The 25,859-nt window shown below is 60.9% G+C and carries 24 protein-coding genes; 5 read left to right on the top strand and 19 right to left on the bottom strand.

Annotated features, from left to right (window positions below):
• Positions 1–5: 5 nt before the first annotated feature.
• The 3 genes from ACSBQS_RS17220 to ACSBQS_RS17210 are packed head-to-tail and all read right to left on the bottom strand — an operon-like array spanning position 6 to position 3,119.
• A complete protein-coding gene (locus tag ACSBQS_RS17220) occupies positions 6–794 on the bottom strand; it encodes a sulfite exporter TauE/SafE family protein (protein ID WP_033644477.1) in 789 nt (262 codons plus the stop codon).
• Complete coding sequence (locus ACSBQS_RS17215; protein WP_033644476.1) at positions 787–1,668, bottom strand: formyltransferase family protein; 882 nt, start codon at positions 1,666–1,668, stop codon at positions 787–789. Before ACSBQS_RS17215 ends, ACSBQS_RS17220 begins: the two co-directional genes overlap by 8 nt.
• On the bottom strand, positions 1,665–3,119 hold the full coding sequence (locus ACSBQS_RS17210) for an FAD/NAD(P)-binding protein (RefSeq protein WP_197749947.1): 1,455 nt from the start codon (positions 3,117–3,119) through the stop codon (positions 1,665–1,667). Before ACSBQS_RS17210 ends, ACSBQS_RS17215 begins: the two co-directional genes overlap by 4 nt.
• 282 nt (positions 3,120–3,401) lie before the next feature.
• On the opposite strand from ACSBQS_RS17210, the gene ACSBQS_RS17205 reads away from it, so the two are divergent.
• A complete protein-coding gene (locus ACSBQS_RS17205; RefSeq protein ID WP_033644472.1) occupies positions 3,402–4,184 on the top strand; it encodes an AraC family transcriptional regulator in 783 nt (260 codons plus the stop codon).
• Positions 4,185–4,188: 4 nt separating this feature from the next.
• Here the strand turns inward: ACSBQS_RS17205 and cybC are convergent, their stop codons facing one another.
• The 4 genes from cybC to ACSBQS_RS17185 all read right to left on the bottom strand — a co-directional run bounded on the left by cybC (position 4,189) and on the right by ACSBQS_RS17185 (position 6,914).
• Positions 4,189–4,575, bottom strand: a complete 387-nt coding sequence (cybC, locus tag ACSBQS_RS17200; RefSeq protein WP_033644470.1) for a cytochrome b562 — start codon at positions 4,573–4,575, stop codon at positions 4,189–4,191.
• 138 nt (positions 4,576–4,713) lie between these two features.
• Positions 4,714–6,054 (bottom strand): metalloprotease PmbA, encoded by a 1,341-nt coding sequence (gene pmbA, locus ACSBQS_RS17195; protein ID WP_042785444.1) that lies wholly within the window; start codon positions 6,052–6,054, stop codon positions 4,714–4,716.
• 175 nt (positions 6,055–6,229) lie between these two features.
• On the bottom strand, positions 6,230–6,568 hold the full coding sequence (locus ACSBQS_RS17190; protein WP_033651243.1) for a helix-turn-helix domain-containing protein: 339 nt from the start codon (positions 6,566–6,568) through the stop codon (positions 6,230–6,232).
• On the bottom strand, positions 6,552–6,914 hold the full coding sequence (locus ACSBQS_RS17185; RefSeq protein ID WP_197666817.1) for a type II toxin-antitoxin system RelE/ParE family toxin: 363 nt from the start codon (positions 6,912–6,914) through the stop codon (positions 6,552–6,554). Before ACSBQS_RS17185 ends, ACSBQS_RS17190 begins: the two co-directional genes overlap by 17 nt.
• A gap of 190 nt (positions 6,915–7,104) precedes the next feature.
• On the opposite strand from ACSBQS_RS17185, the gene yjgA reads away from it, so the two are divergent.
• Positions 7,105–7,653 carry a ribosome biogenesis factor YjgA gene (yjgA, locus tag ACSBQS_RS17180; RefSeq protein WP_004936968.1) on the top strand — a complete coding sequence of 183 codons (549 nt, stop codon included), beginning with the start codon at positions 7,105–7,107 and terminating at the stop codon, positions 7,651–7,653.
• Between the two features lie 30 nt (positions 7,654–7,683).
• On the opposite strand, the gene ACSBQS_RS17175 is transcribed toward yjgA, so the two are convergent.
• The 5 genes from ACSBQS_RS17175 to aaeX form a co-directional block, all read right to left on the bottom strand.
• Positions 7,684–7,983: a barstar family protein gene (locus ACSBQS_RS17175; RefSeq protein ID WP_033644909.1), complete on the bottom strand. Its 300-nt coding sequence runs from the start codon at positions 7,981–7,983 to the stop codon at positions 7,684–7,686.
• Between the two features lie 5 nt (positions 7,984–7,988).
• A complete protein-coding gene (locus ACSBQS_RS17170) occupies positions 7,989–8,456 on the bottom strand; it encodes a ribonuclease (RefSeq protein ID WP_033644465.1) in 468 nt (155 codons plus the stop codon).
• A 279-nt stretch (positions 8,457–8,735) separates the two neighbouring features.
• Complete coding sequence (gene aaeB / locus ACSBQS_RS17165) at positions 8,736–10,703, bottom strand: p-hydroxybenzoic acid efflux pump subunit AaeB (RefSeq protein ID WP_033644464.1); 1,968 nt, start codon at positions 10,701–10,703, stop codon at positions 8,736–8,738.
• The gene (gene aaeA / locus ACSBQS_RS17160) at positions 10,703–11,638 is read right to left on the bottom strand and encodes a p-hydroxybenzoic acid efflux pump subunit AaeA (protein WP_033644462.1); all 936 of its coding nucleotides are present in this window, start codon (positions 11,636–11,638) and stop codon (positions 10,703–10,705) included. Before aaeA ends, aaeB begins: the two co-directional genes overlap by 1 nt.
• A 7-nt stretch (positions 11,639–11,645) precedes the next feature.
• Positions 11,646–11,849: a p-hydroxybenzoic acid efflux pump operon protein AaeX gene (aaeX, locus tag ACSBQS_RS17155; protein WP_004936952.1), complete on the bottom strand. Its 204-nt coding sequence runs from the start codon at positions 11,847–11,849 to the stop codon at positions 11,646–11,648.
• 314 nt (positions 11,850–12,163) lie between these two features.
• Here aaeX and aaeR point away from each other — a divergent pair, with 314 nt between their 5' ends.
• The gene (gene aaeR, locus ACSBQS_RS17150) at positions 12,164–13,075 is read left to right on the top strand and encodes an HTH-type transcriptional activator AaeR (RefSeq protein WP_004936950.1); all 912 of its coding nucleotides are present in this window, start codon (positions 12,164–12,166) and stop codon (positions 13,073–13,075) included.
• Here aaeR and ACSBQS_RS17145 read toward each other — a convergent pair.
• Complete coding sequence (locus ACSBQS_RS17145) at positions 13,066–13,410, bottom strand: hypothetical protein (protein ID WP_042785446.1); 345 nt, start codon at positions 13,408–13,410, stop codon at positions 13,066–13,068. The genes aaeR and ACSBQS_RS17145 overlap by 10 nt on opposite strands.
• On the bottom strand, positions 13,407–13,682 hold the full coding sequence (locus ACSBQS_RS17140) for a zinc ribbon domain-containing protein (protein ID WP_042785447.1): 276 nt from the start codon (positions 13,680–13,682) through the stop codon (positions 13,407–13,409). Before ACSBQS_RS17140 ends, ACSBQS_RS17145 begins: the two co-directional genes overlap by 4 nt.
• 207 nt (positions 13,683–13,889) lie before the next feature.
• On the opposite strand from ACSBQS_RS17140, the gene ACSBQS_RS17135 reads away from it, so the two are divergent.
• Positions 13,890–14,831 (top strand): nucleoside hydrolase, encoded by a 942-nt coding sequence (locus ACSBQS_RS17135; RefSeq protein ID WP_047026566.1) that lies wholly within the window; start codon positions 13,890–13,892, stop codon positions 14,829–14,831.
• A 692-nt stretch (positions 14,832–15,523) separates the two neighbouring features.
• Positions 15,524–17,203: a Wzy polymerase domain-containing protein gene (locus ACSBQS_RS17130; protein WP_434991252.1), complete on the top strand. Its 1,680-nt coding sequence runs from the start codon at positions 15,524–15,526 to the stop codon at positions 17,201–17,203.
• 60 nt (positions 17,204–17,263) lie between these two features.
• Here ACSBQS_RS17130 and ACSBQS_RS17125 read toward each other — a convergent pair whose 3' ends face one another.
• From ACSBQS_RS17125 to rng, 5 genes are all read right to left on the bottom strand, one after another.
• Positions 17,264–18,028, bottom strand: coding sequence for a CDP-diacylglycerol diphosphatase (locus tag ACSBQS_RS17125; RefSeq protein ID WP_047026591.1), 765 nt, complete (start codon positions 18,026–18,028; stop codon positions 17,264–17,266).
• Between the two features lie 151 nt (positions 18,029–18,179).
• Positions 18,180–19,625, bottom strand: coding sequence for a metalloprotease TldD (tldD, locus tag ACSBQS_RS17120; protein ID WP_033651236.1), 1,446 nt, complete (start codon positions 19,623–19,625; stop codon positions 18,180–18,182).
• A 7-nt stretch (positions 19,626–19,632) separates the two neighbouring features.
• On the bottom strand, positions 19,633–20,493 hold the full coding sequence (gene nit1 / locus ACSBQS_RS17115) for a deaminated glutathione amidase (protein WP_033644455.1): 861 nt from the start codon (positions 20,491–20,493) through the stop codon (positions 19,633–19,635).
• Positions 20,490–24,293, bottom strand: a complete 3,804-nt coding sequence (gene yhdP, locus ACSBQS_RS17110; protein ID WP_434991251.1) for an AsmA2 domain-containing protein YhdP — start codon at positions 24,291–24,293, stop codon at positions 20,490–20,492. The genes nit1 and yhdP overlap by 4 nt, the downstream gene beginning before the upstream one ends.
• An 88-nt stretch (positions 24,294–24,381) precedes the next feature.
• Complete coding sequence (gene rng, locus ACSBQS_RS17105) at positions 24,382–25,851, bottom strand: ribonuclease G (protein WP_019453170.1); 1,470 nt, start codon at positions 25,849–25,851, stop codon at positions 24,382–24,384.
• Positions 25,852–25,859 lie beyond the last annotated feature (8 nt).

The following is a 25,859-nucleotide window of genomic DNA, read 5'->3' as shown; positions in this document are numbered from 1 at the left end:
CTGTTTCAGAGGCAGATAGCGATCAGCACGGCGATCAGCAGCAGCACGTAGATTTTGGCATGCAGCGCATCGCTCACCTTCGGCAAACAGCGCCTGGCAAACACGATCCCCGCAATCCCCGCCACCACCAGCAGCCCCAGAATGTTCAGATTGACGTAGCCCAGATACTGCGGCCCGCTCATCTCGCGCCATCCCAACACGATATACATCAGCGCCCCGATCACCGCCACCGGGATCGACAGCGGGTTGGCGGCGCTGACGCAATACTTCATGTCATAGCCATGGCGGCGCAGCAGCGGCACGGTCATCACGCTGCCGCCCACCCCCAGCAGCGTGGCGATGCCGCCGATCAGCGGCCCGCCGCCCCACAGCGTGGCAGGGGAAAGTTCAGCGCGCGCCGGTTTGGTCAGGAACCCCCGGCGGAACAGACAGTCAGCGATGGTCACCGCCATATAGGCCACGAACAGCACGCGGATCACGCCGTCCGCCAGCAGCGAGGAGGCAAACGCGCCCAGCGCCGCGCCGATGCCGATGAAAAAGATCAGCGGCACGATGGTTTCCCGCAGCAGGTTGCCGCTGCGCCAGTTGGTCAGGGTGGCGTACCCCGCGTTGAGGATCATCACCGCCGTCGAGGTCGCCACCGCAATATGCATCGCCTGGCCGGGCTGCTCGCCTGAGGCGGAGATCAAATGGTAAACGAAAGGCACCACCACAAAGCCGCCGCCGAAGCCGAACAGAATGGTGGTGATGCCGGTCAGAAAACCGGCACCCAGAACGATTAACATTTCAATCATGGCCGTGCGCCCGCACGAAGTCGTCGAACCCGGCGCAGAACTGCCCCGCCAGCGGGTGGAAACGATCGCCGACGAACAGCCCCAGATACTGCTCGCGCACGGCGTCGTGATCCACCAGCTCAATGCCCGCCTGTTCCGCCTGCGCCAGCGTCTGCGCATCCGGGAAGCCCCAATAGCGCGAATCGCCCTGCTTTTCCGCCGCTATCGCTTCGCTCCGTTCCGCCCGCATCAGCTGGCGCGCCAGGAAGGTGCCGCTCTGCACGCCCAGCAACATCATGTTTTCCAGGAACGACAGGTCGTGGCGCAGCTCGGCGGGCAGGCGGGCGAGCACCGGGCCGGCATCCCAATGTTCGTCCATTTCATGCAGCGTCACCGCACAGTCCTTGTCACCGTTCATCATCGCGCGGAACAGCGTCATCACCCCGCGATAGCGCGGCAAGTCGCCCGGATGCAGGTTCCACAGCAGCTTGCCGCGCCGGCTGAAGGCCCGCACATAGTCGGCGGAAAATTTCTGATAACAGCGCAAAGAAATCACCCCGTCCATATGACCCAGGCTGCTGATAAACGCGGCGTCATTGATGTCGAGAACGCGATGCGCTTTGACCCCGGCGGCGGCCAGGAACAGAGCCGGCGGCTGATAGGCGCCCTCACAGGCGGCGGCGTTGCGGCCAACGAACGGGAACACGAAATCGTTCAGCACCTCGCGCTCATACAGCCCCAGGCGGCGAACCGCCGGCTCCTGGGCGCGGCCGCCGCTTTTCGCCAGGGGGAAATACACCGTAAAAGCACACTCGCCTTTCAGGGCGGCGATCAGATCCTGACACACCAGCCAGGAGAAAATGTCGTTGCCGACAAAGAGCGCTACGTTTTTCATGCTTCAGCCTTCTTTGCGTTGAAAATAGGGTTGTTAAACACGATTTTGCTGATATCTCGCGTGATGGATTCCATCGCCGAGGTGTAAAAAAGGTCGCCCTTGGCGGGCGCGCCGAGCGAGTAGAGATGCTGCTCGCGGCCGCGGCGATCGGCGATTTTCAGCGTGTGCGGGTTGCACTTCACGCCGCCGAACAGGTTCTCCTGCACCACCCCGTCTTGCAGCAGTTGATGGCTCAGGCGGTTGGGCGGCAGTTGATAAGAAGGCGTGGTGCAGTTGAACAGATACTGCGCATGCACCCGCGTCTCATGGCAACGAAGGATAAATCCGTCCTCCCCCTTGCTGATATCCGCCAGGCCACCGCAGGCGCGCAGGCGTTGGCTCTCCAACGCCGCCACGATCTTGTAGGCGTTCTTGATCGGCATGGCGTGCCGATTGCGCATCCAGGAGGAGTTGTAAAAGCGCATGAAGATCTGCCGGTTGTTGGCATCCATTTTGACCCAGGCGGCGCACACCGTCGGATGGATCGCCGCCAGGTAGCTGCAGATGTGCTCACGGGCAAAGCGCGCCCGGTCGAGGCTGTCCGCCAGATCGCGGTAGCAATCGCGCCTTTCCCCCAGCGCCGAGAGCACCGTCAACCGTTCCGGCCCCGGATAGTGACGCGCCAGCGCGGCATTGATCGCATGCACCAGCTGATGCGCATCAATAAAATCGTGACCGGCGACAAAGCGCCGCAGCCCCTCAACAAACGCCTCCGGCGGCGGACGCATCAACGCCGGTTGCACGCTGGGGAACAGGCCCGAACGCGACAGGGCGCAGATATCGGTGGCCCCCAGGCGCTCCATCAGTTCAACGATGGCGTCGATCGCCGTCAGGCTGCAGCCGATCACGCCGATGGTTGAGTAAGGGTTGATCGGCGGCAGATCCCGGTGGGCCTGATAAGCGATCACCCCGTCCACCGGATAGAGACATTCCGGCGGGTTATGCCCCGAACACAACACCAGCGCGTTCATCTGTTCGGCGGCGCCGCAGGCGGTGGTCAGCCGATAGCCTGCCTCGTGCGGCGCAATGGCATTCACTTCGGCGGTCACGAAATTCAGCGCCACGTTGCTGTCCGCCGCCATATACATCGTCATGTCGCGAATAAAATCGAGATATTCCCGATACAGCCAACGCGGCGGATAACGATCCTGGCAAAACTGCGGGAAATGCATGGCGATCCAATCGACGAAGTGCGCGTCGTCGAAAATATCCGCCGACATATTTTCTGGCGCCATATTTAATATATGGCTGTCAAAATCGCTGCTGTATGCCATACCGCCCTTGAAGCCCTGCTTGTCGAACACCGTCAGGGAAAGCGGCCTTTTGCAATGATTAACCGACTTATTTTTTATAAAGTTATACGCAAAAGAGATGCCGGCGGCTCCGCCGCCAATCACACCGAACTTATACATGAAATATCACCTTATAGTCATTGAACTGCGCTAAGAACTATTGCTTCAGGTGTTGGAATAAAATGACGATTTATTCCTTATTAACTTCTTGTATTGCGAGAACGAAAACCTTCTTCTCACCCCGGTGTGAAAACTTGCGCGGGCTTTATGGCCGATAAAATAACGGCGCCCCGGACAAGCGTTATTTTTCTGCCCCGATAGTAGGGCGACCGCCGCTGGCTTGCTTTATATGAAAGGCCAACTATCATTGCGTTTCGGCCAACCTGCCGCCAAAGGGGACACATGCGCAACGTCCGCATTGATGACATCGACCACGTAGCGCGCGCGGTGATCGCCATCGGCACCGATTATCCGCCGGGGCATTTGCTGCCGATGCACAGCCACCGGCGCGCGCAGTTGCTGTACGGCGCCACCGGCGTCATGCACGTTTTCACGCAGCAAGGCAATTGGATCGTCCCGCCGCAGCACGCGGTGTGGCTGCCGCCACAGATGCCGCACGCGGTGAGGATGGTCGGCGTCACTACCCGCAGTCTGTACCTCGAACCGGGCGCGTTGCCCGCCGAACAGCCTCAGGTTTGCCAGGTGGTCAGCGTCACCCCGCTGATGCGCCAGCTGTTGATGGCGGCGGTGGACATGCCGCTGGAGTATGAGCGGGAGGGACGCGACGGGGCGCTGGCGACGTTGCTGCTGCACGAGCTGGCCCGGCTGCAACCCTTGCCGTTGCACATCCCGCTGCCCGCCGATCCCCGGCTGGGCGAGCTGTGCCGCGCCTTTTTGCAGCACCCCGACGCCCACGACTCCGCGCAGCAATGGGCCCCTCGTCTGTACATGAGCATTCGCACCTTCAGTCGCTTCTTTCGCGCGCAGACCGGCCTGCCTTTTTCGCAATGGCGTCAGCGCGCCTGCGTGGTGCTGGCGTTGGCGCTGCTGGCCGAAGGGCGCAGCGTGACGCAGGTGGCCATGGAGATGGGATATGACAGCAGCGCGGCGTTTTCAACCATGTTTCGCCGCGTGCTGGGGCAGGCGCCCTCCTCCTATCTGACGGAAGACGGGCGCGACGGTTGACGGGTTAGCGGAATTTCTTGTGGTTGGCGTCGCGGGTTTGCTTGAAGCCCTGCGCCAGCTGCTTGGCTTCGGCGACTTTGCCCTGATTGGCCAGCGCCAGCGCCTGATCGATCTGGCCGATCAGGGTATCCAACCCGCTGCGGAAATCTTTCATCTCCGGGCTGTCGGCGGCTTTGCTCTCCAGTTTCGGCGGAGTGCCCTGCTTGGCATCCTGCGCGGCGGCGCGCATGTTCTGCAGGCTCTGTTTGAGGGTGGCGGCGGAGTCGGTATTCAGCACCGTTTTGTAGTTTTCCGCCAGGGTGTCCATATCGTCGCCCAGATCGGCGGCGGCCGCCAGCGAACTGGCCGCCAGCAGCGTCAACGCCGCCAGCGCTTTCAGGGTATTCTGCATGTTTGCTCACCTTCCAGTTATTGTTTTAGTTAACCCACCGCTACCATAGGCAAGGCCGGGCAAAATCGAAACCGGAGATTTGTAAGCAAGGTTGAGACGGGATAACGCGCGGCCGGCGGGCGCCGACCGCACAGAGGATCACTGGCCGGCGATCTTCATTTCCGGCAGCAGCACCGAACCGCACTGGATATTGCTGCGGGTTTCGATATCGCTGCCGACGCTGACGATGTTGCGCAGCATGTCTTTCAGGTTGCCGGCGATGGTGATCTCGCTGACCGGGTACTGGATCTCGCCATTTTCCACCCAAAAACCGGCGGCGCCGCGAGAATAATCGCCGGTGACGCCGCTGACGCCCTGGCCCATTAATTCGGTGACCACCAGGCCGGTGCCAAGCTGTTTCAGCATGCCGGCGAAGTCTGCGCCCTGCCCGGCAATGCGCCAGTTATGGATGCCGCCGGCATGGCCGGTGCTGTGCAGGCCCAGCTTGCGCGCCGAGTAGCTGGTCATCAGCCAGGTTTGCAGCACGCCATCCTTGACGATATCGCGCCGTTGGGTGCGTACGCCCTCGCTGTCGAACGGCGTTGACGCCAGCCCTTTCAGCAGATGGGGATGTTCCTCGACGGTCAGCCACGACGGCAGGATCTGCTTGCCGAGCGCGTCCAGCAGGAAAGTGGACTTGCGGTAGACGCTGCTGCCGCTGATGGCCCCCACCAGATGGCCGAACAGCCCGGTGGCCACTTCGGAGGCGAACAGCACCGGCGCCTTCATGGTCGACAGTTTACGCGGCGCGAGACGCGCCAGCGTGCGGCGGGCGCACTCCTGCCCCACCCACTCGGGGCTGTGCAGATCGCCCATCGCACGGCCGATGGTGTAAGCGTAATCCCGCTCCATGTCGCCGTCCTGCTCCGCAATGACGCAGCTGGACAGCGAATGACGGCTGGAACAGTAGCTTTGCAGCATGCCGTGGCTGTTGCCGAACACCTTGATGCCGTAGTGGCTGTTGAAGCTGCCGCCTTCGGTGTTGGTAATGCGTTTGTCCGCCGCCAGCGAAGCCTGCTCGGCGCGCGCCGCCAGCTCGATGCCGCGCTCGGCGTCCAGCTCGGTCGGGTGGAACAGATCGAGATCCGGCGCCTCAAACGCCAACAAATCTTTCTCCGCCGGGCCGGCGCAAGGATCTTCAGAGGTGTAACGCGCGATGTCCAGCGCCGCCTGTACGGTGCGGGCGATGGCATCCGGGCTGAGATCGGTGGAAGAGGCGCTGCCTTTGCGCTGACGGTGATACACGGTGATGCCCAGCGCGCCATCGCTGTTGAACTCGACGTTTTCCACCTCGCCGAAGCGGGTGCTGACGCTGATGCCGGTCGATTTGGTGACCGCGACTTCCGCCGCGTCGGAACCGGCGCGTGCCAGCTCCAGAGCCTGAGAAACGGCCTGTTCCAGCGCCTTGCGCTGTTCTGCAACTTGAGTGACTACTTTCATCAATCTGCCATAATTAATCAGAAAATCGTTGAGAAAAGTGCCGGAGCGGCGTAGTTGTGCACGCGGGGCGGCGCGCAAAAATCCTGAGATCTCTGCCGTTGAGTCTAACAGGAACCGCGTTGAATTTCGCATAAAGCCGAACGGTAAGGCCGGGATAAAATACAAAACTCGCGCGTCACTCGACGATAAGTTTTACCGACTTGCCGATATTCGCCATCATGTTGACCAGCGCATCCAACGTAAATTTCTCGGTTTTCTGATTCACCACGTCGGACACGCGCGGCCGGGAAGTGTGCAGATAACGCGCCGCCTCTTCCTGGCGATAGCCTTCTTCCTCAATCCACGCGCTGATCTCTCCCATCAGCTGTTTTTTTAGTGCGATAAGCTGCGCAATCTCCGCATTGGACTGTGCTTGCAATTGCCGAGCCTCATCGGCGGAAAACCCCAAATCCGCAAACACATTGCCGCCTGCTGGCGTAATGTGGCGCGAACCGGTATCAATCGGCTTGGTCATGACCTTTACTCCGCTCATTAATGACCGCGTCATAACGCGCTTTGATTATCTGAATATCGTGGCGGCTGGTTTTCTCCGCCTTCTTTTGAACGCTGTGCAGAACGTAGATCGCTTCGCTGAACTTTGCCACATAGACCACCCTGAACGCTCCGCCGATGGCATATAAACGGATTTCGATAACGCCACTTCCACAACTGGTCATCGTTTTCCAATTACCGGGCTCCAAACCTCTTTGCACTTTACTCAGTTCAAATCCTGCCGCTTTTCGCGCATCTATTGGAAAGGCCAACAAATCCTCTAACGATGAACCGCGCCAATCAATGGCTTTCTCGATGCCATCATCCATGAATACCACCTCCTTTTGTATAAAATTTTATACAAACATGATGATAAAAACAACAGCATGAATTCAGAGGACAGGAACCTAGACATGATAATGCCCCAGCGCGGCAGCTATACTCAGTTTGCTCAGGGCACGCAATTGGCGGGTTGCCGGACAACCTGTTAGGATTAGCCTCTTTTTAACGGAGCCTACCATGAACAAACAGCCTGAAGACTGGCTCGACGATGTCCCGGAGAATGAAAACGAGGACGATGACGAGATTATCTGGGTCAGTAAAAGTGAAATTAAACGTGATGCCGAAGCGCTGAAAGACCTGGGGGCCGAAATGGTCGATCTGGGCAAAAACGCGCTGGATCGCATTCCGTTGGACGAAGATTTGCGCGCCGCCATCGAGCTGGCGCAGAAGATCAAGAAAGAAGGCCGTCGCCGTCAGCTGCAGCTGATCGGCAAGATGCTGCGCGCCCGCGATATCGAGCCGATCCAGACCGCGCTCGACAAGCTGAAAAACCGCCACAACCAACAGGTTTCGCTGTTCCATAAGCTGGAAGCGCTGCGCGACCGCCTGGTGGAAGAAGGCGATGACGTCATTCCGTCGATCCTGGATCTGTATCCGGCCGCCGATCGTCAACAGCTGCGTTCACTGGTGCGCAATGCGCAGAAAGAGAAGGCCGCCAACAAGCCGCCTAAGGCTTACCGCCAGATCTTCCAATACCTGCGCGAGCTGGCCGAAGCGGCTGACTAAACGCCGCCGCCATCCCGGGATGAACCCGTTTCATCCCCGGTGATGCGCCGGTTCACCGCTGCTTTCGCGGATATTGAAACGCAGGCTGCCTTCCAGCTCTTCTTCCGCTTCTTCAAACAACAGAATGATCGCGCCAAAACGACGCTTGCTGCGGGCATTGAGGTGGGTGAACTCGATTTCCACCGGCAGACCGATATCGCCGGTCACCACGTCCCACAGCGCGTCGAGGTTGGCGCCAAACCCCTCGTCCAGCGCAAACTTATGCGCGAAATCACGGTAGAAGGCCGGCACATCCTGGATCTGCTCAAAATCAAACTCTACTTTTGCCATCAAACTCACTCCACACGAATGAAGTTTTTGTAATGGTCACGCGAGACGAAGATCAGACCGTCGCTCGAATACAGCAGGCGATCGGCGCCGCGCCGGCCACACTGGTAATTGATGTCCGCTTCACGCCAGACCCGGCCGCCGGCGCTCGGCAGTTGCCCTTCACGGTTAGAAAATCGATCGCCGCCAATCGCCTTGCCCGGCAATACCGAACAGAGGTTGCCTGAACGCGGGTCCCAGCCCTGCTCGCGCGCCTGCTTCTTGGTGATGTAATAATCCGGCAGCCGCTGATGCTGCTGCAGGTAACTCACCACCGTTTGCTGCTGCGTGAGCCGATCGATGCTCTGTTGCTGCCCCGCCGGCGCTTGCACCACCGCCGCATTGCCGCCGATCGCACGGTGCTCGTTGCCGCGCAACGCGCTGAAGACGGCGATGACCACGGCGATGACAATCGCCAACAGAATCCGCTTGTTCATGACATTCCCTGAAATTATGCCGCCGGAGGCGCCGCAGCTCCCCCAGGCTAGTTAGGTATATAGTCGAGCTGGATGAAACTAAGATGACCGACACATTGCGTTTTCGCGGCAGTGAGGGTTTCATCCATTCATGTCAATGATGCCACTTTCCAGCCGTTCTGGCACTCGGAGTCTCTCTGAAAACGAGCCGCCTGCTCTGAGACGGCCCGCCGAACAACGACTGCTTACAGTATAGTCAGGGAAGGCGCCGCACAGCGCGGCGCAACAGGAGGGAACGCATCAATCGATCAAGGCGTGGCGGTAGCGGTGCAACATGTCGGCCAGGCGTTTCACCGGCCCGGTGACGCTGAGCGGCGCCTGATTGTCGACCAGCTTCTGCTGGTACTCGTTCATTTCGCCCAGCAAGCGATCGTAGTAATAGGCGCGCTTGACGTCGTTCTTGGCGGAGACCACCCGATCGGCGGTGCTGCGGATCTGGCGGTGGAAGGCCGACAGCTCTTCGCTGGCCGGAATTTCCGCTCGCTGCATGCGCTGGTGGGCGATGATCAGGTTCAGCGCCAGACGATACTTGGCGATGTCGTTCGGGAACATCATCAGCAGCTGATTAAGCTGCTGATACAGCGCAGGCAGGTGGTTTTGCCGACGGCGCGCCGCCTTGGTGGTCAGCGCCGACACCGCGCTGCTGACGAACTGGTTGAGCAACGTGCGGCCGGTGCGTTCGCGCGAATTATCGCGGATCAGCAGCAGCACCATCAGCCCGACGCAGCTGCCGAGGAACTGGCCCAGCGCCCCGTCGAGAAACTGGGTCACGTTGAACTCCATCGGGTTGCTCAGCACCAGAATGTTGATGGTCCCCGCCAACAGCCCCAGCGAACCGAGCCGCCGCTTCTGCACCTCGATGCCGATGAAAAACGCCAGCAGGCCGAGGCTGAGACACAGCAGCAAAATGCTCTGCTGGGTCGCCGGCAGGATCACCATGAAGAACAGAGAACCGACCGGGATTGCCGCCAGCATGCCCAGCACGAAATCCATCGCCACCATGCGCGGCGCCGGGGTGCGCATCGCCAGCGAGGTGATCACCGCGATGATCACCATAAAACCGCTGCCGGACGTCCAGCCGGTCCACAGCCACAGCAGGCAGCCGAAGGCCGTCGCCACAAAGGTGCGCAGGCCGTTGATCATCGCGTGATGCCCTTCCGCCGAGGTCGGCTTGACCACGGTTTCATTGCTCAATACGCCCTCTTCCACCGCGCTGATGCTGCAGTTGGTGTGCACGCCTTTCGACAGCAGCAGGTAGCGCGTCGCCGCGCCGACCCAGCCGGTGATGGTCGGCAGCGTTTCCTCGGAGCGATGCGTGGTCAGCACCTGACGCAACAGCTTCATGCGCTTGTGGATCTCCTGCGGGGTCTCCGCCGGAACCATCAGCTGTTCCCGCAAACTTTCTTTCAGCGCCTGCGGGTGATTCAACAAGATCAGATAGGTTTCACAGGCCTGGGTGATCAGCGTCAGCGACAGGGTATGCAGCGCTTTCACCCGTCGGTTGACCTTCTGCCAGCGCGAGGATTCCATCATCAGGTTGTTGCGCATGCCGTCCAGCGCCGTGGTGCTCTTCACCAGATTGCTCCAGGCGCGGTCGATGTCCTCTTTATCGGCATGGCTGATGCACATCTGCATCAGGCGGTATTGATCCACCAGCAGCTTATCCACCGCCCGATCGATGTCCTGCTTGATCGAACGCGGCGAAAACAGCAGATCGGCCAACACGGCGCTGACGATCCCCAGCACGATCTCGCTGCAACGCTCGATGGCGAACTGCGGCGCTTCCAGCAGGTGGGCCTCGCTGGTGGCGACCGTCACGATGATGATCAGCGCGGTATAGCCGGCCAGCCCCCAGGCGTAGGAGTTCTCCACCTTGATAAGCGAAGAGAGCCAGGTGCAGAAACCGGCCCACATGCAGCACAGCATCAGCATCACTACCGGCGCGCGGGCGGTGGTGATGATGATGAGCAGGCCGACGAAGCAGCCGATAAAGGTGCCGATGATGCGCAGCCAGCCGCGATGGCGAATGGCGCCGGAGAAGGGTTCACCGCCGGCGGCAAAGGCCGGGCCGGCGGCGACGATGGCGGCGGTCATCGCCGACCAGCGCGGGGTTTCCAGATTGAGATGGAAGCCGACGAACAGCGCAAACACAATCGCGAAGCTGAGTTTGAAGGCAAATCTCAGCCGGATAAAGGTTGGGCTGCTCATTAGCCGAACTCACGCAGCCGGTGCATCAGGCGCACAAAAGGCGAGCCGCTGTCGGCATTGCGATCGTTCTTGCCGACGATCACCACGGTGGCGGTGGTGCCGGCCGGGTACGGATGCTGTTGGTCCTTGGCGTCCAGCAGGATCTTCACCGGCACGCGCTGCGCCAGGCGCACCCACTCCAGGTTGCTGTCGATCGAGGCCAACCCTTTGTTGTTCACCGTGCTGCTGCTGTTGTTCACCGCCGCCGCCACGCTATCGACGGTGCCATGCATGATGCGGTTGCTGCCGAGCGGGGTAATCTCTGCGCGATCGCCCTTATTCAGGCCGTTCAGCTTGGTCTCTTCCAGGTACGCCAGGATGTAGAAGGAATCTTTCTTCACCAGCGCCACCGCGACCGACCCGCGGGTGATGTATTCACCGGCGTGTACGTTGAGGTTGGTGATCCAGCCATCGGCCGGGGCGCGCACCGTGGTGCGCTCCAGATCCAACTGCGCCAGCTCGCGCGCCGCAATGGCCTTCGCCAGCTGGTGCTGCACGGTCTGCAGCGAGTTGTTCGACTGGTCAATCTCTTCCTGCGACATCGCCTGCACGCCCAACTTCACGCGGCGGCCGGCCTCACGCCGTTTTTCCGCCGCCAGCGTCTGATAGTAGGCGACGTCGGCGCCGGCTTCCGCCAAGGCCTGCTCATAACGCGGCCGATCGACCACGAACAGCACCTGGCCTTTCTTGACCAGTTGGTTGTCCACCACCGGCACGTCGGTCAGCAGGCCGCTGACGTCCGGCGCGATCGCCACCACGTCGGCGGTGAACTTGGCGTCACGCGTCCACGGCGACTCGGTGTAGAACACCCAGGCCTTGAATACCGCGGCAATGCCCAGCAGCACAAGAATCAAAGTGATCGCGATTCGGGTTATTTTTATCGAAAAATTTTTCACAGCGACCTCAAACAAAAAGACACGAAATCAGATAAAACAAGCAGCAATACAGCGCGGTATTAAACAGCGCCGGATGCCAGACAAAATCGTAAATCCCCGTCGGCTGCAGCAGGCGGCGCAAGAGAAAAAACAGCGCCAGCGACACCAGCAGCTCGAAAAACACCGGCGGAAACGACAGTCCGAAGATGACCATAACCGGAAGCAAACTCATCACTTTTTCCTTATTGTTCACTGCGCCGGGGAAAGACAGGTCTCGCCATTCACATTCTCTTTACATTTTAGCGTGCGCGCGCCACAAATCTTGACCAGGCAGCTTGTCCAGGTCACGAACCCGAAAAAAGGTTAAACTTTGGGGCAGACATCCACGACAGGGATTGCGAGGGTGCCGGAGGAGCGGCAGGATGACGTCGCCGCTCGCTCTCGCACGTTGGTGAGGTCTATTCACCCGACCACGTTATATTAGCCTGCTTACTATCAAGGCATCAACAATCTGTGATCTAAATCACTTTTAAGCCAGAGTGAATAATGGAAAGATTAAAACGCATGTCGGTATTCGCCAAAGTGGTTGAGTTCGGGTCGTTTACCGCGGCCGCGCGTCAACTCGACATGAGCGTTTCATCGATCAGCCAAACCGTCTCGAAACTGGAAAATGAGCTGCAGGTCAAGCTGTTGAACCGCAGCACGCGCAGCATCGGCCTGACCGAGGCCGGCAAGATTTACTATCAGGGCTGCCGACGCATGCTGCAGGAAGTCAGCGAAGTGCATGAGCAGCTGTACGCGTTTAACAATACGCCCGCCGGCACGCTGCGCATCGGCAGCTCGTCCACCATGGCGCAAAACGTGCTGGCGAACATGACCGCCGAGATGATGAAAGAGTACCCGGGTCTGACGGTCAACCTGGTGACCGGCATACCGGCGCCGGATCTCATCACCGACGGTCTGGATCTGGTGATCCGCACCGGCGCGCTGCAAGACTCGAGTCTGTTCTCGCGCCGCCTGGGGCAGATGCCGATGGTGGTGTGCGCCGCCAAAAGCTACCTGAGCCAGCACGGCACGCCGCAGAAGCCGAGCGACATGGTCAACTTTTCCTGGCTGGAGTACAGCGTGCGGCCCGACAGCGAATTCGAACTGATGTCGCCGGAAGGCATCACCACGCGCATTTCCCCGCAGGGGCGCTTCGTCACCAACGACTCCTCCACCATGATCCGTTGGCTGAAAAACGGCGCCGGCATCGCCTACGCCCCGCTGATGTGGGTGATCGAAGAGATCAAACGCGGCGAGATCGAGATCCTGTTCAAAAGCTACCATTCGGATCCGCGGCCGATCTACGCGCTCTATACCGAGAAGGACAAACTGCCGCTGAAGGTACAGGTGTGCATCAACTATTTAACCGACTATTTCGAACGCGTAGCGGCGGTCTATCAGGGCTATCGCTGAGCAGCGCTTAAATAGCGGCGCGCCAGCGCGGCCAGCAGCATCAGCGCCAACATGCCGATGCCCCACAGCAGCCAGACGGCGTAGCCCGCCCAGGCCAGCAGCAGAGGAAAATAGCTCGCCAGCCCGCTGCCCAGCTGTTTCAGCCACGGCAGCCAGGCGTCCAACACCGTCTGCGGCACCAGGCTCAGCGCACCGTTCACCGGCAACGTTGCGTTCCCGGCCGCCTCCGCCAACGTCGGCAGCCAGGTCAGCAGGCCGGATACGCCCCAGGCCAGCAACGTCCACAGCGCCATGGCGCCGAGCAGCAGCGCGACCGTCCAGCCGCCCCGATTCACGGCACACCGCCGCCGCACTGCGGACAAAAGCGGCTGCCCGGCGGCAACGGCGCGGCGCACTGTCCGCAGGTGGCGCTCACCGCGGCAAACGGCTGGCCGCAGCGGTGACAATAACGCGCGCCCGGCTTATTCACGGCCTGGCATTCCTGGCACTGCGGCCCCTGTTCGCCATGCTGGCTATAGCGGTTGCCATGGTGGCCACCGCCGTGGCCCGCGCGCCGATGACCGCCGTTAATACCGCCTTGCCCCAACAACCTTTTCAGTAAGCTCATCCCGCCTCTCCTCTGTGCATTAACGCTGAAGCTCACTGTAAACCCTGGAGTAAACTCCAGGGTAAAGCCCGGCGATGAGGATTTACGTTTCATTACATCGTAATAATGGCAAGGCTTTGATGCCGTTAACAAAAGCATCATCGGCATTATCCCACGCCGCTGCGCTGCGTTATGCTGCGGGCACCTCTCCCTGCATCAGGAATAACCATGAAAAAAATCATACTGGACTGTGACCCGGGGCATGACGACGCCATCGCCCTGCTGCTGGCCTGGGGCAATCCGCAGATCGACCTGCTGGCGGTCACCACCGTGGTGGGTAACCAAACGCTGGACAAAGTGACGCGCAACGCCCTGGCGGTGGCGCGCATCGCCAACATCACCGGCGTGCCCTTCGCCGCCGGCTGCCCGCGCCCGCTGGTGCGCGATATCGAAGTGGCGCCCGACATTCACGGCGACTCCGGGCTCGATGGCCCGGTGCTGCCGGAACCCCACCTGCAGCTGGACTCGCGCCACGCGGTTGACCTGATCATTGAGACCGTGATGGCTCACCCGCCCGGCAGCGTGACGCTGGTGCCGACCGGCGGCCTGACCAATATCGCCATGGCGGTGCGTAAAGAGCCGCGCATTGCCGAGCGGGTCAAAGAAGTGGTGCTGATGGGCGGCGGCTATCATGTGGGCAACTGGAGCGCGGTGGCGGAGTTCAATATCAAAATCGATCCCGAGGCGGCGCACATCGTGTTCAATGAAAAATGGCCGCTGACCATGGTCGGGCTGGATCTCACCCACCAGGCGCTGGCCACGCCGGCAGTCTGCGAACGTATCGCCGCCCTCGGCACCCGGCCGGCCACCTTCGTCGGCGAACTGCTGGCATTCTTTGGCCGTATGTACCAACAGGCGCAGGGCTTCAGCGCCCCGCCGGTGCACGATCCTTGCGCAGTGGCCTATGTGATCGATCCGAGCGTTATGTCGGTGCGCAAAGTGCCGGTGGATATCGAGCTGACCGGCACCCTGACGTTGGGCATGACGGTCGCGGACTTCCGCGCGCCGCCGCCGCCGGACTGCCACACCCAGGTCGCGGTCAAACTGGATCAGGATAAATTCTGGGATCTGGTGGTGGATGCGCTGGAGCGGATCGGCGACGTGGAGTAAGCGCACAAGAGACGAGATTAACGCGCTTGGGCAGGCGCGTTAGTCCGTATTCTGCCGCGGCAACGGGAGGCCCAAGTCATAACCGCTTTTATTTCCAATGCAGCAGAACAATCCTAATAATAAATTATTTCATGAAAATTTAAAAAATAGATAAAGACAGGAAGAATCTTAATAAAATTAAAACCATGAAAATCACATTGAATTTAAAAACCAGCAATGGGAAACGATGAAGTAAATCTCCGCCCTCACGCCGCCACTGACGGCATCAATTAAACAAGCAGATACCTCTTTTATTCTTCACACTGCCTGCCAATATAGACCATTGCCGGGATGCCCCTCGATATCCACACACGCGAGAATCACAGACAAAGCATTGATTTTAATTAATAAAAATAATATTAAGATTAAAAATTGACTGAATCACAATAGATTTGAGAAAATAGCGCGTCTGTTTTTGCAAACAACAAAAATGCCTTTTGCGAGTGAAAAATACGGCTTAACCTTTCTTTGGGAAAACAGCCTCGCGCATTCTCAGGGCAAACATTATTTATCGCTTTACCATAAAGACGGTTTAAATTTCCCGTGAGACATTTTCGATTTCAACATTACACGCATTTCAACACCAGGATAAAGGATAGGGAATAATCAAAACATGCATTTAATAAACGCTATCAGGCCTTGGCAGGTTAACCATGGCCGATAAATCTCCCGCTAACGCAGCGACCATCGCCGTGCTGCCCCTGCTGCTGATCTGGATGGCGGCGGTCCTGCCGATTTATTACCCCAACATGGGCGGCGACGGTCTGGCGCTGCCGCAAAACATTCTGGCCTGGGGCGTCATGGCGCTCACTACGCTGATCGTGACGTTTACCGTTTGCCTGGGTCGCATCCACCTTTCGCTCACGCCCACCGCGCGCCTGTTGCTGCTCGGCATCGCCGTGCTGGCGCTGCCGTTGCTGTATACCCGCCCCGAATGGCGCGAAGACGCCCTGTGGCGCTGCGCCGGTTTGCTCGGCGGTTGGTTGTTCTATGTCGCCTGCCTGCAGCTGCGCGTCACCGCACGGCAGCGCGAGCTGCTGCTGTTCGGCCTGTTGTTTGCCGTCGGCATTCAGGCGTTGTTGGCGGCTTTACAGCTGTTCGCCCCCGCGCTGGCCTGGGTATCCCCTAACGGCGGCCGGGTCTACGGCGTCTTTCAGCAGCCGAACGTGCTGGGCAGCTTTATCGCCACCGGGCTGGCTTTGGCGCTCTGGCTGCTGCTGGCTCCCTTCTCTGCGCCGACACGGCGGCAAATCCCGCTGCTCGCGCTGCTGGCCGCTTTCTCCGCCCTGCTGGTGCTGATCCAGTCGCGCGCCGCCTGGTTGGGGGCCGCATTGGCGGCGGCGCTGCTGCTGTGGCGCTTTGCCCGCCAACGCCCGGCCGCAAGCCGCTGGGCCGGCGGCGCGCTGCTGCTGGGCGCCGCGATCGGTCTGACGGTGCTGTTCACCGGTTTTGGTCTGAATGGCCGCGCTGGCCTGATCGGACGGGAGCTTTCCAACAGCGCGCGCCTGACCATGCTGCACGACGTCGGCGCCATGATCCTGGCCAAGCCGCTGCTGGGCTGGGGCTACGGCGGCTTTGAATACAGCTTCGCGCACTTCCGCCTGCAGACAATGCCCTGGAGAGAAGTGCTGGAAGTCGCCGGGCATCCGCACAATGAAATCCTGCTGTGGTGGGTCGAGGGCGGCCTGACGGCGCTGGCGGGTATCGCTATCGTCCTTGCCGCCGGCGTACGGCTGCTGAAAAGCGCCTGGCAACGGGATCGAGAACAGCAGAACGGTGCGCGCGTCGGCCTGTTCCTGGTGCTGCTGCCGATGCTGATACACACTCAGCTGGAATACCCTTTCTATCTGTCTGCGCCGCACTGGCTGGCGTTTCTGCTGCTGCTGGCGCTGCTGGACGGCCAAACCGGCGAGCCCCGCCCGCTGCCGTTCGCCAAAGCCCTGAGCCTGCCGGTGGCGATGGCGGCGCTCGGCGTGCTGGTGATGGCGGCCTTCGCCTGGCAAGGGCGCATGGCGCTCACTCAGTCGGAGCGCACTATGCTGGCCAACATCGACAGCATCGAGCAGATGCCGCCGCCGGCCGCCTGGATCTACCGGGAGCGCAAAACCTTCGACGAGCAATCTCACGCGCTGCTGGTCTATAACCAAACGCGCGATGATGCCCTGTTGACCGGCTATCGGCAGTGGGCCAATGCCTATCTGCAGCGCCGCATCGACGCCAACGTCTACGCCACGCTGATCATGATCTTGCGCTATCAGGGGGATCAGGCACAAGCCGATGCTCGCCAGCGGGAAGCCGCTTTTCTGTTTGCGCGGGATGCGCGGTTCAGGTAGGGACAACGAGGTGAGAGCGATGCTTCGCCGCTCTCACCTGCGTCATTTTATGTCGCAAAATTAACGCGGCAAAATCGCGCACTCTTTATCCAGCAGCGACTCTACCGAAGCGCGGTTGCCGACGTCCCAGCCGCGCTTCGAGGCCAGCAAAATAAACCCCTGTTGGCCGCCAAACGTGGTGGGCACTAACGCCACGCCATATTCCGCCATCTGCGGCGGCGACAGATGGAAATAATCCGCCAGATCCTTAATCGGGTAAACGCCCATCGCGGTTGGCTGCATCACGCGGCGCGCGTAGTAGGTGTGGCGCAACAGCTTATCCGGCAAGGGCCGCCATTGTTCCTGTATGTAGGGGCGTTCCGCCTGCAATTGACGCCGCACGTCCTCACGCAGACAGGTCAGGTGAATATGCAATTGGTTTTGGCTGCGGCCGTATGCGGAGTTGATCGCCATGCCCAACATATCATCCGGCACAGGCCCGCCATATTCGGCGGCCAGCCGATAACGCATCAGCCAGGCATAGCCAAAATAGTCCGTCCGTTCCCCGGCCAACAGCTGCGGGCTTTCGATGCCGGAGAGCGGCGCCGTCGGAACCAGAATAAAATGATAGGGGTAACGCGGATTTTGCAGCACGCTGAAGCCCTGGGCCTTCCCCTGCGGCATATAAATCTGCTCACAGGGCGCCGGATCGCGCTTTTGCTGATAATTGGCCATGCAAAGCTTATCGACCACGCCCCACAGCGCATCGGAGCGGGCGCAGCCCGTCAGGGACAGGACGCCCAGCGCCAGCAGCCAACGCCGGGCGGGTATAGCCAGACGCGTCATCATCGTATTGCTCTGTTTTTTCGCCACGTCAATTTTATTCCATTATATCGTGCAGGCTACGGCGTCCTGCCGCGCTTAGCGTTACGAATGCGAGAAAGGCCGCAAAATGGAGCATGATTGAGGGGCCAACGCGTGGCCCCTGGAGGAAAAATTACGCAGTGCCGCCGACGGTGAGCGTGTCCAGTTTCAGCGTCGGTTGGCCGACGCCCACCGGCACGCTCTGGCCTTCTTTGCCGCACACGCCCACGCCTTTATCGAGCGCCAGATCGTTGCCGACCATCGAGATCTGCTGCATCGCCTCGATGCCGGAGCCGATCAGCGTCGCCCCCTTCACCGGTTTAGTGATGCGGCCCTTCTCGATCAGATAGGCTTCGGTGGTGGAGAACACGAACTTGCCGGAGGTGATATCCACCTGGCCGCCGCCAAAGTTCGGCGCGTACAGGCCGTATTCAACGCTGGCGATGATCTCTTCCGGCGTCGATTTACCCGCCAGCATGTAGGTATTGGTCATGCGCGGCATCGGCAGATGCGCGTAGGACTCGCGGCGGCCGTTGCCGGTCGGCGCGACGCCCATCAGGCGCGCGTTGAGCTTGTCCTGCATGTAGCCTTTCAGCACGCCGTTTTCGATCAGCACGTTGTACTGGCCCGGCACGCCTTCGTCGTCGATCGCCAGCGAACCGCGGCGCCCTTGCAGGGTGCCGTCGTCCACCACGGTACACAGCTCAGACGCCACCCGCTCGCCCATATGGCCGCTGAACACCGAGGTGCCGCGCCGGTTGAAGTCGCCTTCCAGGCCATGGCCCACCGCTTCGTGCAGCAGCACGCCCGGCCAGCCGGCGCCCAACACCACCGGCATATTGCCGGCCGGCGCCGCTACCGCGCCGAGGTTGACCAGCGCCATGCGCACCGCTTCTTTGGCGTAGGCATCGGCGCGCACGTCGCCGTCGACAGTTTCCAGGAAGTAGTCATAGCCGAAACGGCCGCCGCCGCCGCTGGAGCCGCGCTCACGCTTGCCGTCCTGCTCCACCAGCACGCTGACGGAAAGGCGCACCAGCGGGCGAACGTCCGCCGCCAGCGTGCCGTCGGTGGCGGCCACCAACACCTGCTCGTAAACGCCGGTGATGCTGGCGTTCACTTCCTGCACCCGCGCATCGGCGGCGCGCGCCACCTTGTCGACGCGGTGCAACAGGGCGATTTTCTCTTCGCGCGGCAGGCTTTGCAGCGGATCGAGCAGCGGGTACAGCGCTCGATAACCGATTTCGCCCAGGGTATGCGCCCGCCCGTCGCCCTGCTCGCGCACGATGCTGCGCGCCGCCTGGGCGCTCTGCTGCAGCGCATTCAGAGTGATCTGATCGGCATAGGCGAACCCGGTCTTCTCACCGCTGACGGCGCGCACGCCGACGCCCTGATCGATATTGTAAGAGCCATCCTTGATGATACCGTCCTCGATCACCCAGGCTTCGTGATAGCTGGACTGAAAATAGAGATCGGCGTAGTCGATACGGCGTTCTGCCAGTTGACCCAGTACCGAGTACAGGTCTTGATGACTCAGCTTGTTGGTAGCGAGTAACTGCTCACTGACAAACGTCAGACTCATAATGGTTTCACTCTTGATTGGAGGATAACTTGTCAGACGGCGCCGTCAGCGACGTCTGGAATCGGTTGTGCTGCAGCACCGGCATCTGCGCACGAATATTTTTCAGGCTTGCGGCGTCCACGCGCACCTTCAGTGCCGCCACGGCGTCCGGGTTCTCGGCCAGTACCTTGCCCCAGCCGTCGACGGCCAGCGTGTGGCCCCAGGTGCGACGGGTCGGCCCGTGGCGCCCCACCTGCGCCGGCGCCAGGATCATGCACTGGTTCTCGATCGCTCGGGCGCGCAGCAGGATTTCCCAATGCGCCTCGCCGGTTACCCGCGTAAAGGCCGCCGGCACCGAAATCAGTTCGGCGCCCTGCGCCCGCAGCGCCTGGAACAGCGCGGGGAAGCGCAGATCGTAGCATATGGTCATGCCCAAACGCCCGACCGGCGTATCCACCACCGTCAGGTGCTGCCCATGCTGGTAGGTATCCGACTCGCGGTAATGGCCGTGCGCGTCGTTGATGTCCACATCGAACATGTGCAGCTTGTCGTAGCGGGCGCGGATCTCGCCCTGCTCGTCGAACAACAGGCTGCTGGTGGTGATAAGCTCCGGGTTCTCACGGCTGACGAGCGGCATCGAGCCCACCAGCAACCACACGCCATAGCGGCGCGCCAGTTCGCGCACCGCATTCTGCAGCGGGCCATCGCCCTGTTTTTCCGCCTGTTGGCGGTAGGCTGCGGAGTTGGCGAACAGCAGCGCGTTCTCCGGCGTCATGACCAGTTTTACCCCGGCATTGAGCTGCTTAATCTGCTGTTCAATCTGGGCCAGGTTATCGCGTACCTGATCGCCACTGCACAACTGCAACAACGCAACGTTAGCATTCCTCATGACGCCTTATCCTCCTTTGACTTACGCTGTACCTCATTGATCTTCGGCTGGTCGAGATCGCCGCCGATATGGTAGCGAATCAGCGAAATCTTGCTCCACAGCGGCCCCAGCACCTGCGAAGCGGCGAACACCGCCGCGCCGACGATCGGGTTAACGACAAACGCCGTGGCCACGCCGACGGTCGCTGAAATCGCCGGCGCCACCACCGCTTCCATATCGATGCGGCGGCGCGCCAAATCGATCTGGCCGCTCATAGCAATATCCGCCGCCAAGCCATCGATCAATAGATTATCAGTATGCATTATGCCATCTTTCAGCCAGGCGGTACTGCGGATGGAATCAAAGTAGAAACCTTTGCCGAAGGTATCGCTGAAGTCGAACTGCAGCTTGCGCAGCAAAGCGTCGAAGCTGACCAGCCGCAGCAGCTGACCGGCGCGGCCGCCGCCCATGCTGTCGATCTCGCCCTTGCCCATTTTGACCTGCAACGCGCCGCTCAGCGTATCGACCCGCGGCTGCCACGGCGTGCCATGCCAGTACAGATCGAAATCCACGTCGTAAGGCGCCCCTTTGAGCGGAATGGTGATGCCAAAGAAGGCGGCGGTTTCATCAATCTTGCCGCCGAGCAGCTTGCCTTTCAGCGAGCTGCGCTCTTCCTGCGCGTTTTGTTTCCACAGGCCGGTGGCGGTCATGCGCCCTTGGCCGGTATCGACCAGGCCGTGATCCAGCGTCAGAGTATCGCCCCGATTAGTCAGATCCGCCTCGACCTTGCCGAGGTTCTGCCCCAGCACCCAACACGACTTGCAGAGCAACATCAGCGAAGGCCAGTCGCGGAAGGAAACTTTTTCGGTCGACGGCGGTGGCGTGCCCGCCGCGTTTTTCGTCTCTGCGAACTGCGGGTTGTAATACAGATAATTGATATCGGCGCGCCACGGCCCGCGATCGGCCACCCGCAGGCTGCCGTCCACTTCGTCGCTCTTGGCGCTCACGAGGGTAGCGCCAAGCTGTTTCTCGGCCGACAGCGTCAGCTTATGCCAGGCCTGGCCGCCCAACAGCAACTGCGGCGTGGTCAGCGCCACGGTGGTGGGGAAGCTGAAACCGCCCACCTGGCCGCTGCCGCCGCCCTGTTTCAGCGCCGGCGCGAGCAGCGCCAGCCACTGCTCACCGTCCAACGCCGGCAGATTCAGCGTCATCGACTTGCCGGCCGGCAGCGGCGGCGTGCCGCCCCCGTTGGTTTGCCAAGCGGCGCGCGCCAGATTCACCTGTTTTTTATCGAAGTTCCATTCACTGTTGAAACGGTTCTGTTTGCCCGCGCTACCGGTCAACATGAAGCCGTTCAAACCGCCTTTGACCTTGACGTTCACCGGCAGCGCCTCTCCTGGCGCCTTGTCCAGCGGCGAAGGTAAGTGACTGCTCACTTTCTTCAAATCCGCGTCGAGACCGATATCGTAGCTGGCCGAACCTTGGTGCGGCAGCGTGATGGCCACCTGGCTCTGCCAGGGCGCGCTGCCGCTGAGCGCATCGGCGGCCTCTTTCGGCAGGCCGGGGAACTTGCCCGGCTGCCAGTCTCCTTTCAGACCAACGTTGACCTTGTAGTCACGCTCGCCTTCCTGCGTAGTGAAGTTGACCGCCACCGGTTGCCCGAACCAGTTGGCCGACAGGGTGTCGCTCTCCAGATTGCCGTTGTTGAAACGGAATTTGCCGCTGAGCTTCTGCAGCTCGCTTTCCAGCGGTTTTATCAGCAACGAATTATTGTTCAGCGCCACTTCACCGGTGGCTTTGACCTGCTCGCCGTCCAGCGGGATATCCAGATGTAAGCGCCCACTGACATCGCCGCCAATTTGCAGCTGCTCCAGCGCCGCCCCCAGCGAATCGTGCAACGGCGTCTGCATAAAGTAGTCATGCACATCGCTGCCCGCGCCTGCGACTTCGGCGTCGATCAGCAATCGCTCTTTCAGGTAATCCGGGATCACCGCGCTGATATTTTTACCCGCCACCTTGCCCAACCGGGTTTGCGGCGCATGCATCCACAGCCCCTCGTTGGCGAAATCGAGATCGATCGCCAAATCGGTCAGCGCCGGCCAGCCCGGTTGGAACTGGAAGGTGGCATGGCGCAGCGGTACGAAGACTTCGAACTGTCCTTCGTTTTTGCGATACGGGAAGTGCTGCGGATCGCCGGAATAAATCAGCGTGGCGTTATCTACCTGGCCGCCCTGAATGGCGCCGCTCAGGTAGTCCACCAAATGCTTGCCCATCAACGGTTCCGGGAAATAGCGCCAGGCGTCGGCGCCGTCATACAGGCGGATGCCCGCCAGGATGTTCAGCCACGGATCGCCCTTGGCCGGCTGCTGATAACGGAAATCGCCGTTGACCCACAGCGACTTCGCCTTGACGTCCAGCCCCTGGCTCGCCAGTTCCCAGCCCTGATCGTTGTAACGCCAGGTCAGCGCGCCACGCGCGCGGCTGATTTCAAGCGGCGCGCGGAACATGTCGCCGTAAGGCAGAGTGCTGTCGGTGAGCCCCAGCGTCAGGCGGCCGTTCTCCACCCCGCCGCTCAACGCCCCGGAGAAGTGGTTAACGCCCGGCAGCAGTTCCCAACGCTGCCAGCTGACATCGCGCCACAGCGCCTGGAAACGGCTCTTTTCCGGCTGCTTGAGCGGAATGTCCAGCGCCAGCGCTTCCAATTGCCCCTGCGGCTGCAGATCGTTCCAGCGGTCGAGCACGTCCGGGCTGAGGAAGGAGAAGGTCGGCAACAGCGCCGACAGACGCTCCAGCTGAATATCAGTCGCGCGCACACGCAGTTCTTCATTCTGCGCCGGCCCCATGAATTCAGTGTTTTCCGGCAGCCACAGCGCGGAAAGCCCGCCCTGCGGCCAGGCCTGGCCGTCGGTGCTCAACCGCAGTTGCGGCACGTCGAGCTGCCAACCGGTGCCCTGGCGGCGCAGCGACAGCGCCAGATTATCCACGTCCAGCCGGTGCTGCGCGGCGCCGGTGTCCCAGTTGGCCGCCCCCTGCTTGAGCAACGCATTGCCGCCGGCGATCTGGCCGTTCTGCACCTGCAGCCAGGCCGCCAGGCTGAAGTCGGCGCTTTCCAGCCCGGTGTTGGCGCGCAGCCAGCGGGTAAACCAGGGTTTCATGTCGATGTTATCGGCCTGCAGGTAGACCGTGCCGGTATCCAGCAGGCCCTGATTATCGCGCAGGTCCATGCGCAGCTGCACCACGCCGTGTTGGCCGTTCAGCGTAGACAGACTGATCTGCCCCTCGGCGCGGTGGCGATCGCGGCCGTTGAGCCAGGTCAGCTGGGGAATGTCAAATTCGGCGCGCGCGCCGGCGGGCGTCAGGAACGAGATACGGCTGTCGCGCAAATCGAAGTGATCGAGCTGGCGCAGCATCAGATCGCTGATCTTGCCCGGCTCAAGGCCTTCGCCCTGCTGGTCGCCGCCCAGCGTGGCGTTCAAGTCGAGGCGGAATTGGTAGAAGGTCAGATCGCGGAACTGCCAGCGCCAGTGCAGCAGCGACTGCCACACGTCCAACGCCAGCGTCACGCGCTCGATATGCACATCGCTTTTGGGCAGCGTAGCGCTCAGGTTGCGCATTTCAAGCTGCGGGCCGAACGTTTCCCAGCTGCCCTGCACGAAATCCATCCGCACGGGCACGCCGGACAGCTTCTCCACCTGCGCCAGCAGTTGCGGGCGGTAGTCGTTCAGCTTCGGCAGCATCAGGCGCAGCCCGCTGATCAGCAGCGCCACAATCACAATTAGGGTGGCGCCTGTTGCTAACAGAATCCCAGGCAGTCGCCTCACGCAGTTCTCCTTGCTCCGCTGCCTGGCAACGGGAATATCTATGCACTGACGGGCCCGGCGTGCCGGGCCCCTACCGATGTCGGGCGGGCTACATCATGACGACGTCGAACTGCTCCTGGCTGTACAACGGTTCGATCTGCACCTTCACCTGTTTGCCGACGAAGATCTCCACTTCGGCCAGCGCGTGCGACTCTTCGCTCTTCAGCGCTTCGCCGACCGCCGCGGAGGCGTACACCAGGAAGCGATCGGAATCGTAGGCGTGATGCACGCGCACAATTTCGCGCAGGATCTCGTAGCACACGGTTTCCACCGTTTTCACGGTGCCGCGCCCATTGCAAGTAGGACAATCGTGACAGAGCACATGTTCAATGCTTTCACGCGTTCGTTTACGCGTCATTTCAACTAAGCCTAGCTGAGAGAAGCCGTTGATCGTGGTTTTTACCCGATCTTTACTCAACGCCTGCTCCAGCGAGTGCAGCACCCGGCGGCGATGCTCTTCGTTGTTCATATCGATGAAGTCGATAATGATGATGCCGCCCAGGTTGCGCAGCCGCAGCTGGCGGGCAATGGCCTGCGTCGCCTCGATGTTGGTATTGAAGATGGTTTCATCGAGGTTGCGGTGGCCGACGAAGGCGCCGGTGTTGATGTCGACGGTGGTCATCGCCTCGGTCTGATCGATGATCAGATAACCGCCGGACTTCAGCTCCACCTTGCGCTCCAGCGCGCGCTGGATCTCGTTTTCCACATCGTACAGATCGAAAATCGGTTGGCTGCCGGTATACAGCTCCAGCTTGCGGGTGATGTCCGGGATATACTCGCCGGTAAACTCCACCAGCAGATCGTGCGTCAACCGCGAATCGACGCGAATGCGATCCAGCGCCGCGCCGGCGAAGTCGCGCAGGATGCGCTGCGCCAGCGCCAGCTCGCCGTACAGCTTGTATTTGGTCTGGTTGCGCTTCTTGCGCTCCATCACCTTGGTCCACAGGCGTTTGAGGAACGCAGCGTCCTGCGCCAGCTCCTCCTCGCCGATGCCCTCCGCCGCGGTGCGGATGATAAAACCGCCCAGCTCGTCGCAGTGCGGCGCAACGATGGACTTCAGGCGTTCGCGCTCGGCTTCGCTTTCAATGCGCTGCGACACGCCGACGTGCGCCGCGCCCGGCATGAAGACCAGATAGCGCGAAGGCAGCGTAATGTCGGTAGTCAGACGCGCGCCCTTGGTGCCGAGCGGATCTTTCACCACCTGCACCATCAGGTCTTGCCCCTGGCGCACCAGCTCGGCGATGTCGCGCACGTGGAAGTTTTTCCGCTCGTCGCCGGCGACGCATTCGGTATGCGGCATGATGTCGGAGGCGTGCAGGAAGGCGGCCTTGTCCAGGCCGATGTCGACGAACGCCGCCTGCATCCCCGGCAGGACGCGGCTGACGCGCCCTTTATAGATATTGCCGACGATGCCGCGTTTGGATTCGCGTTCGATATGAATCTCTTGCAGAATGCCGCCATCGATATAGGCGACCCGCGTTTCAGACGGTGTGATATTAACCAGTAGCTCAGCTGTCATGCCTTCTC

It is taken from the genome of Serratia sp. H402Y, from assembly GCF_051172415.1.
GTDB lineage: Bacteria > Pseudomonadota > Gammaproteobacteria > Enterobacterales > Enterobacteriaceae > Serratia > Serratia ureilytica.
The sequence above is the reverse complement of the archived record's forward strand: the minus strand, read 5'-3'. Positions and strand labels throughout refer to the sequence as shown.

Bases quoted from the DNA above. Each gene is read 5' to 3' on its own strand.
- yjgA (WP_004936968.1), top strand. From the start codon at position 7,105: ATGAACAAACAGCCTGAAGACTGGCTCGACGATGTCCCGGAGAATGAA.
- ACSBQS_RS17220 (WP_033644477.1), bottom strand. From the start codon at position 794: ATGATTGAAATGTTAATCGTTCTGGGTGCCGGTTTTCTGACCGGCATC.
- ACSBQS_RS17170 (WP_033644465.1), bottom strand. From the start codon at position 8,456: ATGAACAAGCGGATTCTGTTGGCGATTGTCATCGCCGTGGTCATCGCC.
- ACSBQS_RS17185 (WP_197666817.1), bottom strand. From the start codon at position 6,914: ATGGATGATGGCATCGAGAAAGCCATTGATTGGCGCGGTTCATCGTTA.
- ACSBQS_RS17135 (WP_047026566.1), top strand. From the start codon at position 13,890: ATGAAAAAAATCATACTGGACTGTGACCCGGGGCATGACGACGCCATC.
- aaeB (WP_033644464.1), bottom strand. From the start codon at position 10,703: ATGAGCAGCCCAACCTTTATCCGGCTGAGATTTGCCTTCAAACTCAGC.
- ACSBQS_RS17175 (WP_033644909.1), bottom strand. From the start codon at position 7,983: ATGGCAAAAGTAGAGTTTGATTTTGAGCAGATCCAGGATGTGCCGGCC.
- aaeR (WP_004936950.1), top strand. From the start codon at position 12,164: ATGGAAAGATTAAAACGCATGTCGGTATTCGCCAAAGTGGTTGAGTTC.
- tldD (WP_033651236.1), bottom strand. From the start codon at position 19,625: ATGAGTCTGACGTTTGTCAGTGAGCAGTTACTCGCTACCAACAAGCTG.
- ACSBQS_RS17140 (WP_042785447.1), bottom strand. From the start codon at position 13,682: ATGAGCTTACTGAAAAGGTTGTTGGGGCAAGGCGGTATTAACGGCGGT.
- cybC (WP_033644470.1), bottom strand. From the start codon at position 4,575: ATGCAGAATACCCTGAAAGCGCTGGCGGCGTTGACGCTGCTGGCGGCC.
- ACSBQS_RS17125 (WP_047026591.1), bottom strand. From the start codon at position 18,028: ATGACGCGTCTGGCTATACCCGCCCGGCGTTGGCTGCTGGCGCTGGGC.
- aaeX (WP_004936952.1), bottom strand. From the start codon at position 11,849: ATGAGTTTGCTTCCGGTTATGGTCATCTTCGGACTGTCGTTTCCGCCG.
- rng (WP_019453170.1), bottom strand. From the start codon at position 25,851: ATGACAGCTGAGCTACTGGTTAATATCACACCGTCTGAAACGCGGGTC.
- ACSBQS_RS17130 (WP_434991252.1), top strand. From the start codon at position 15,524: ATGGCCGATAAATCTCCCGCTAACGCAGCGACCATCGCCGTGCTGCCC.
- ACSBQS_RS17215 (WP_033644476.1), bottom strand. From the start codon at position 1,668: ATGAAAAACGTAGCGCTCTTTGTCGGCAACGACATTTTCTCCTGGCTG.
- ACSBQS_RS17205 (WP_033644472.1), top strand. From the start codon at position 3,402: ATGCGCAACGTCCGCATTGATGACATCGACCACGTAGCGCGCGCGGTG.
- ACSBQS_RS17190 (WP_033651243.1), bottom strand. From the start codon at position 6,568: ATGACCAAGCCGATTGATACCGGTTCGCGCCACATTACGCCAGCAGGC.
- pmbA (WP_042785444.1), bottom strand. From the start codon at position 6,054: ATGAAAGTAGTCACTCAAGTTGCAGAACAGCGCAAGGCGCTGGAACAG.
- ACSBQS_RS17210 (WP_197749947.1), bottom strand. From the start codon at position 3,119: ATGTATAAGTTCGGTGTGATTGGCGGCGGAGCCGCCGGCATCTCTTTT.
- nit1 (WP_033644455.1), bottom strand. From the start codon at position 20,493: ATGAGGAATGCTAACGTTGCGTTGTTGCAGTTGTGCAGTGGCGATCAG.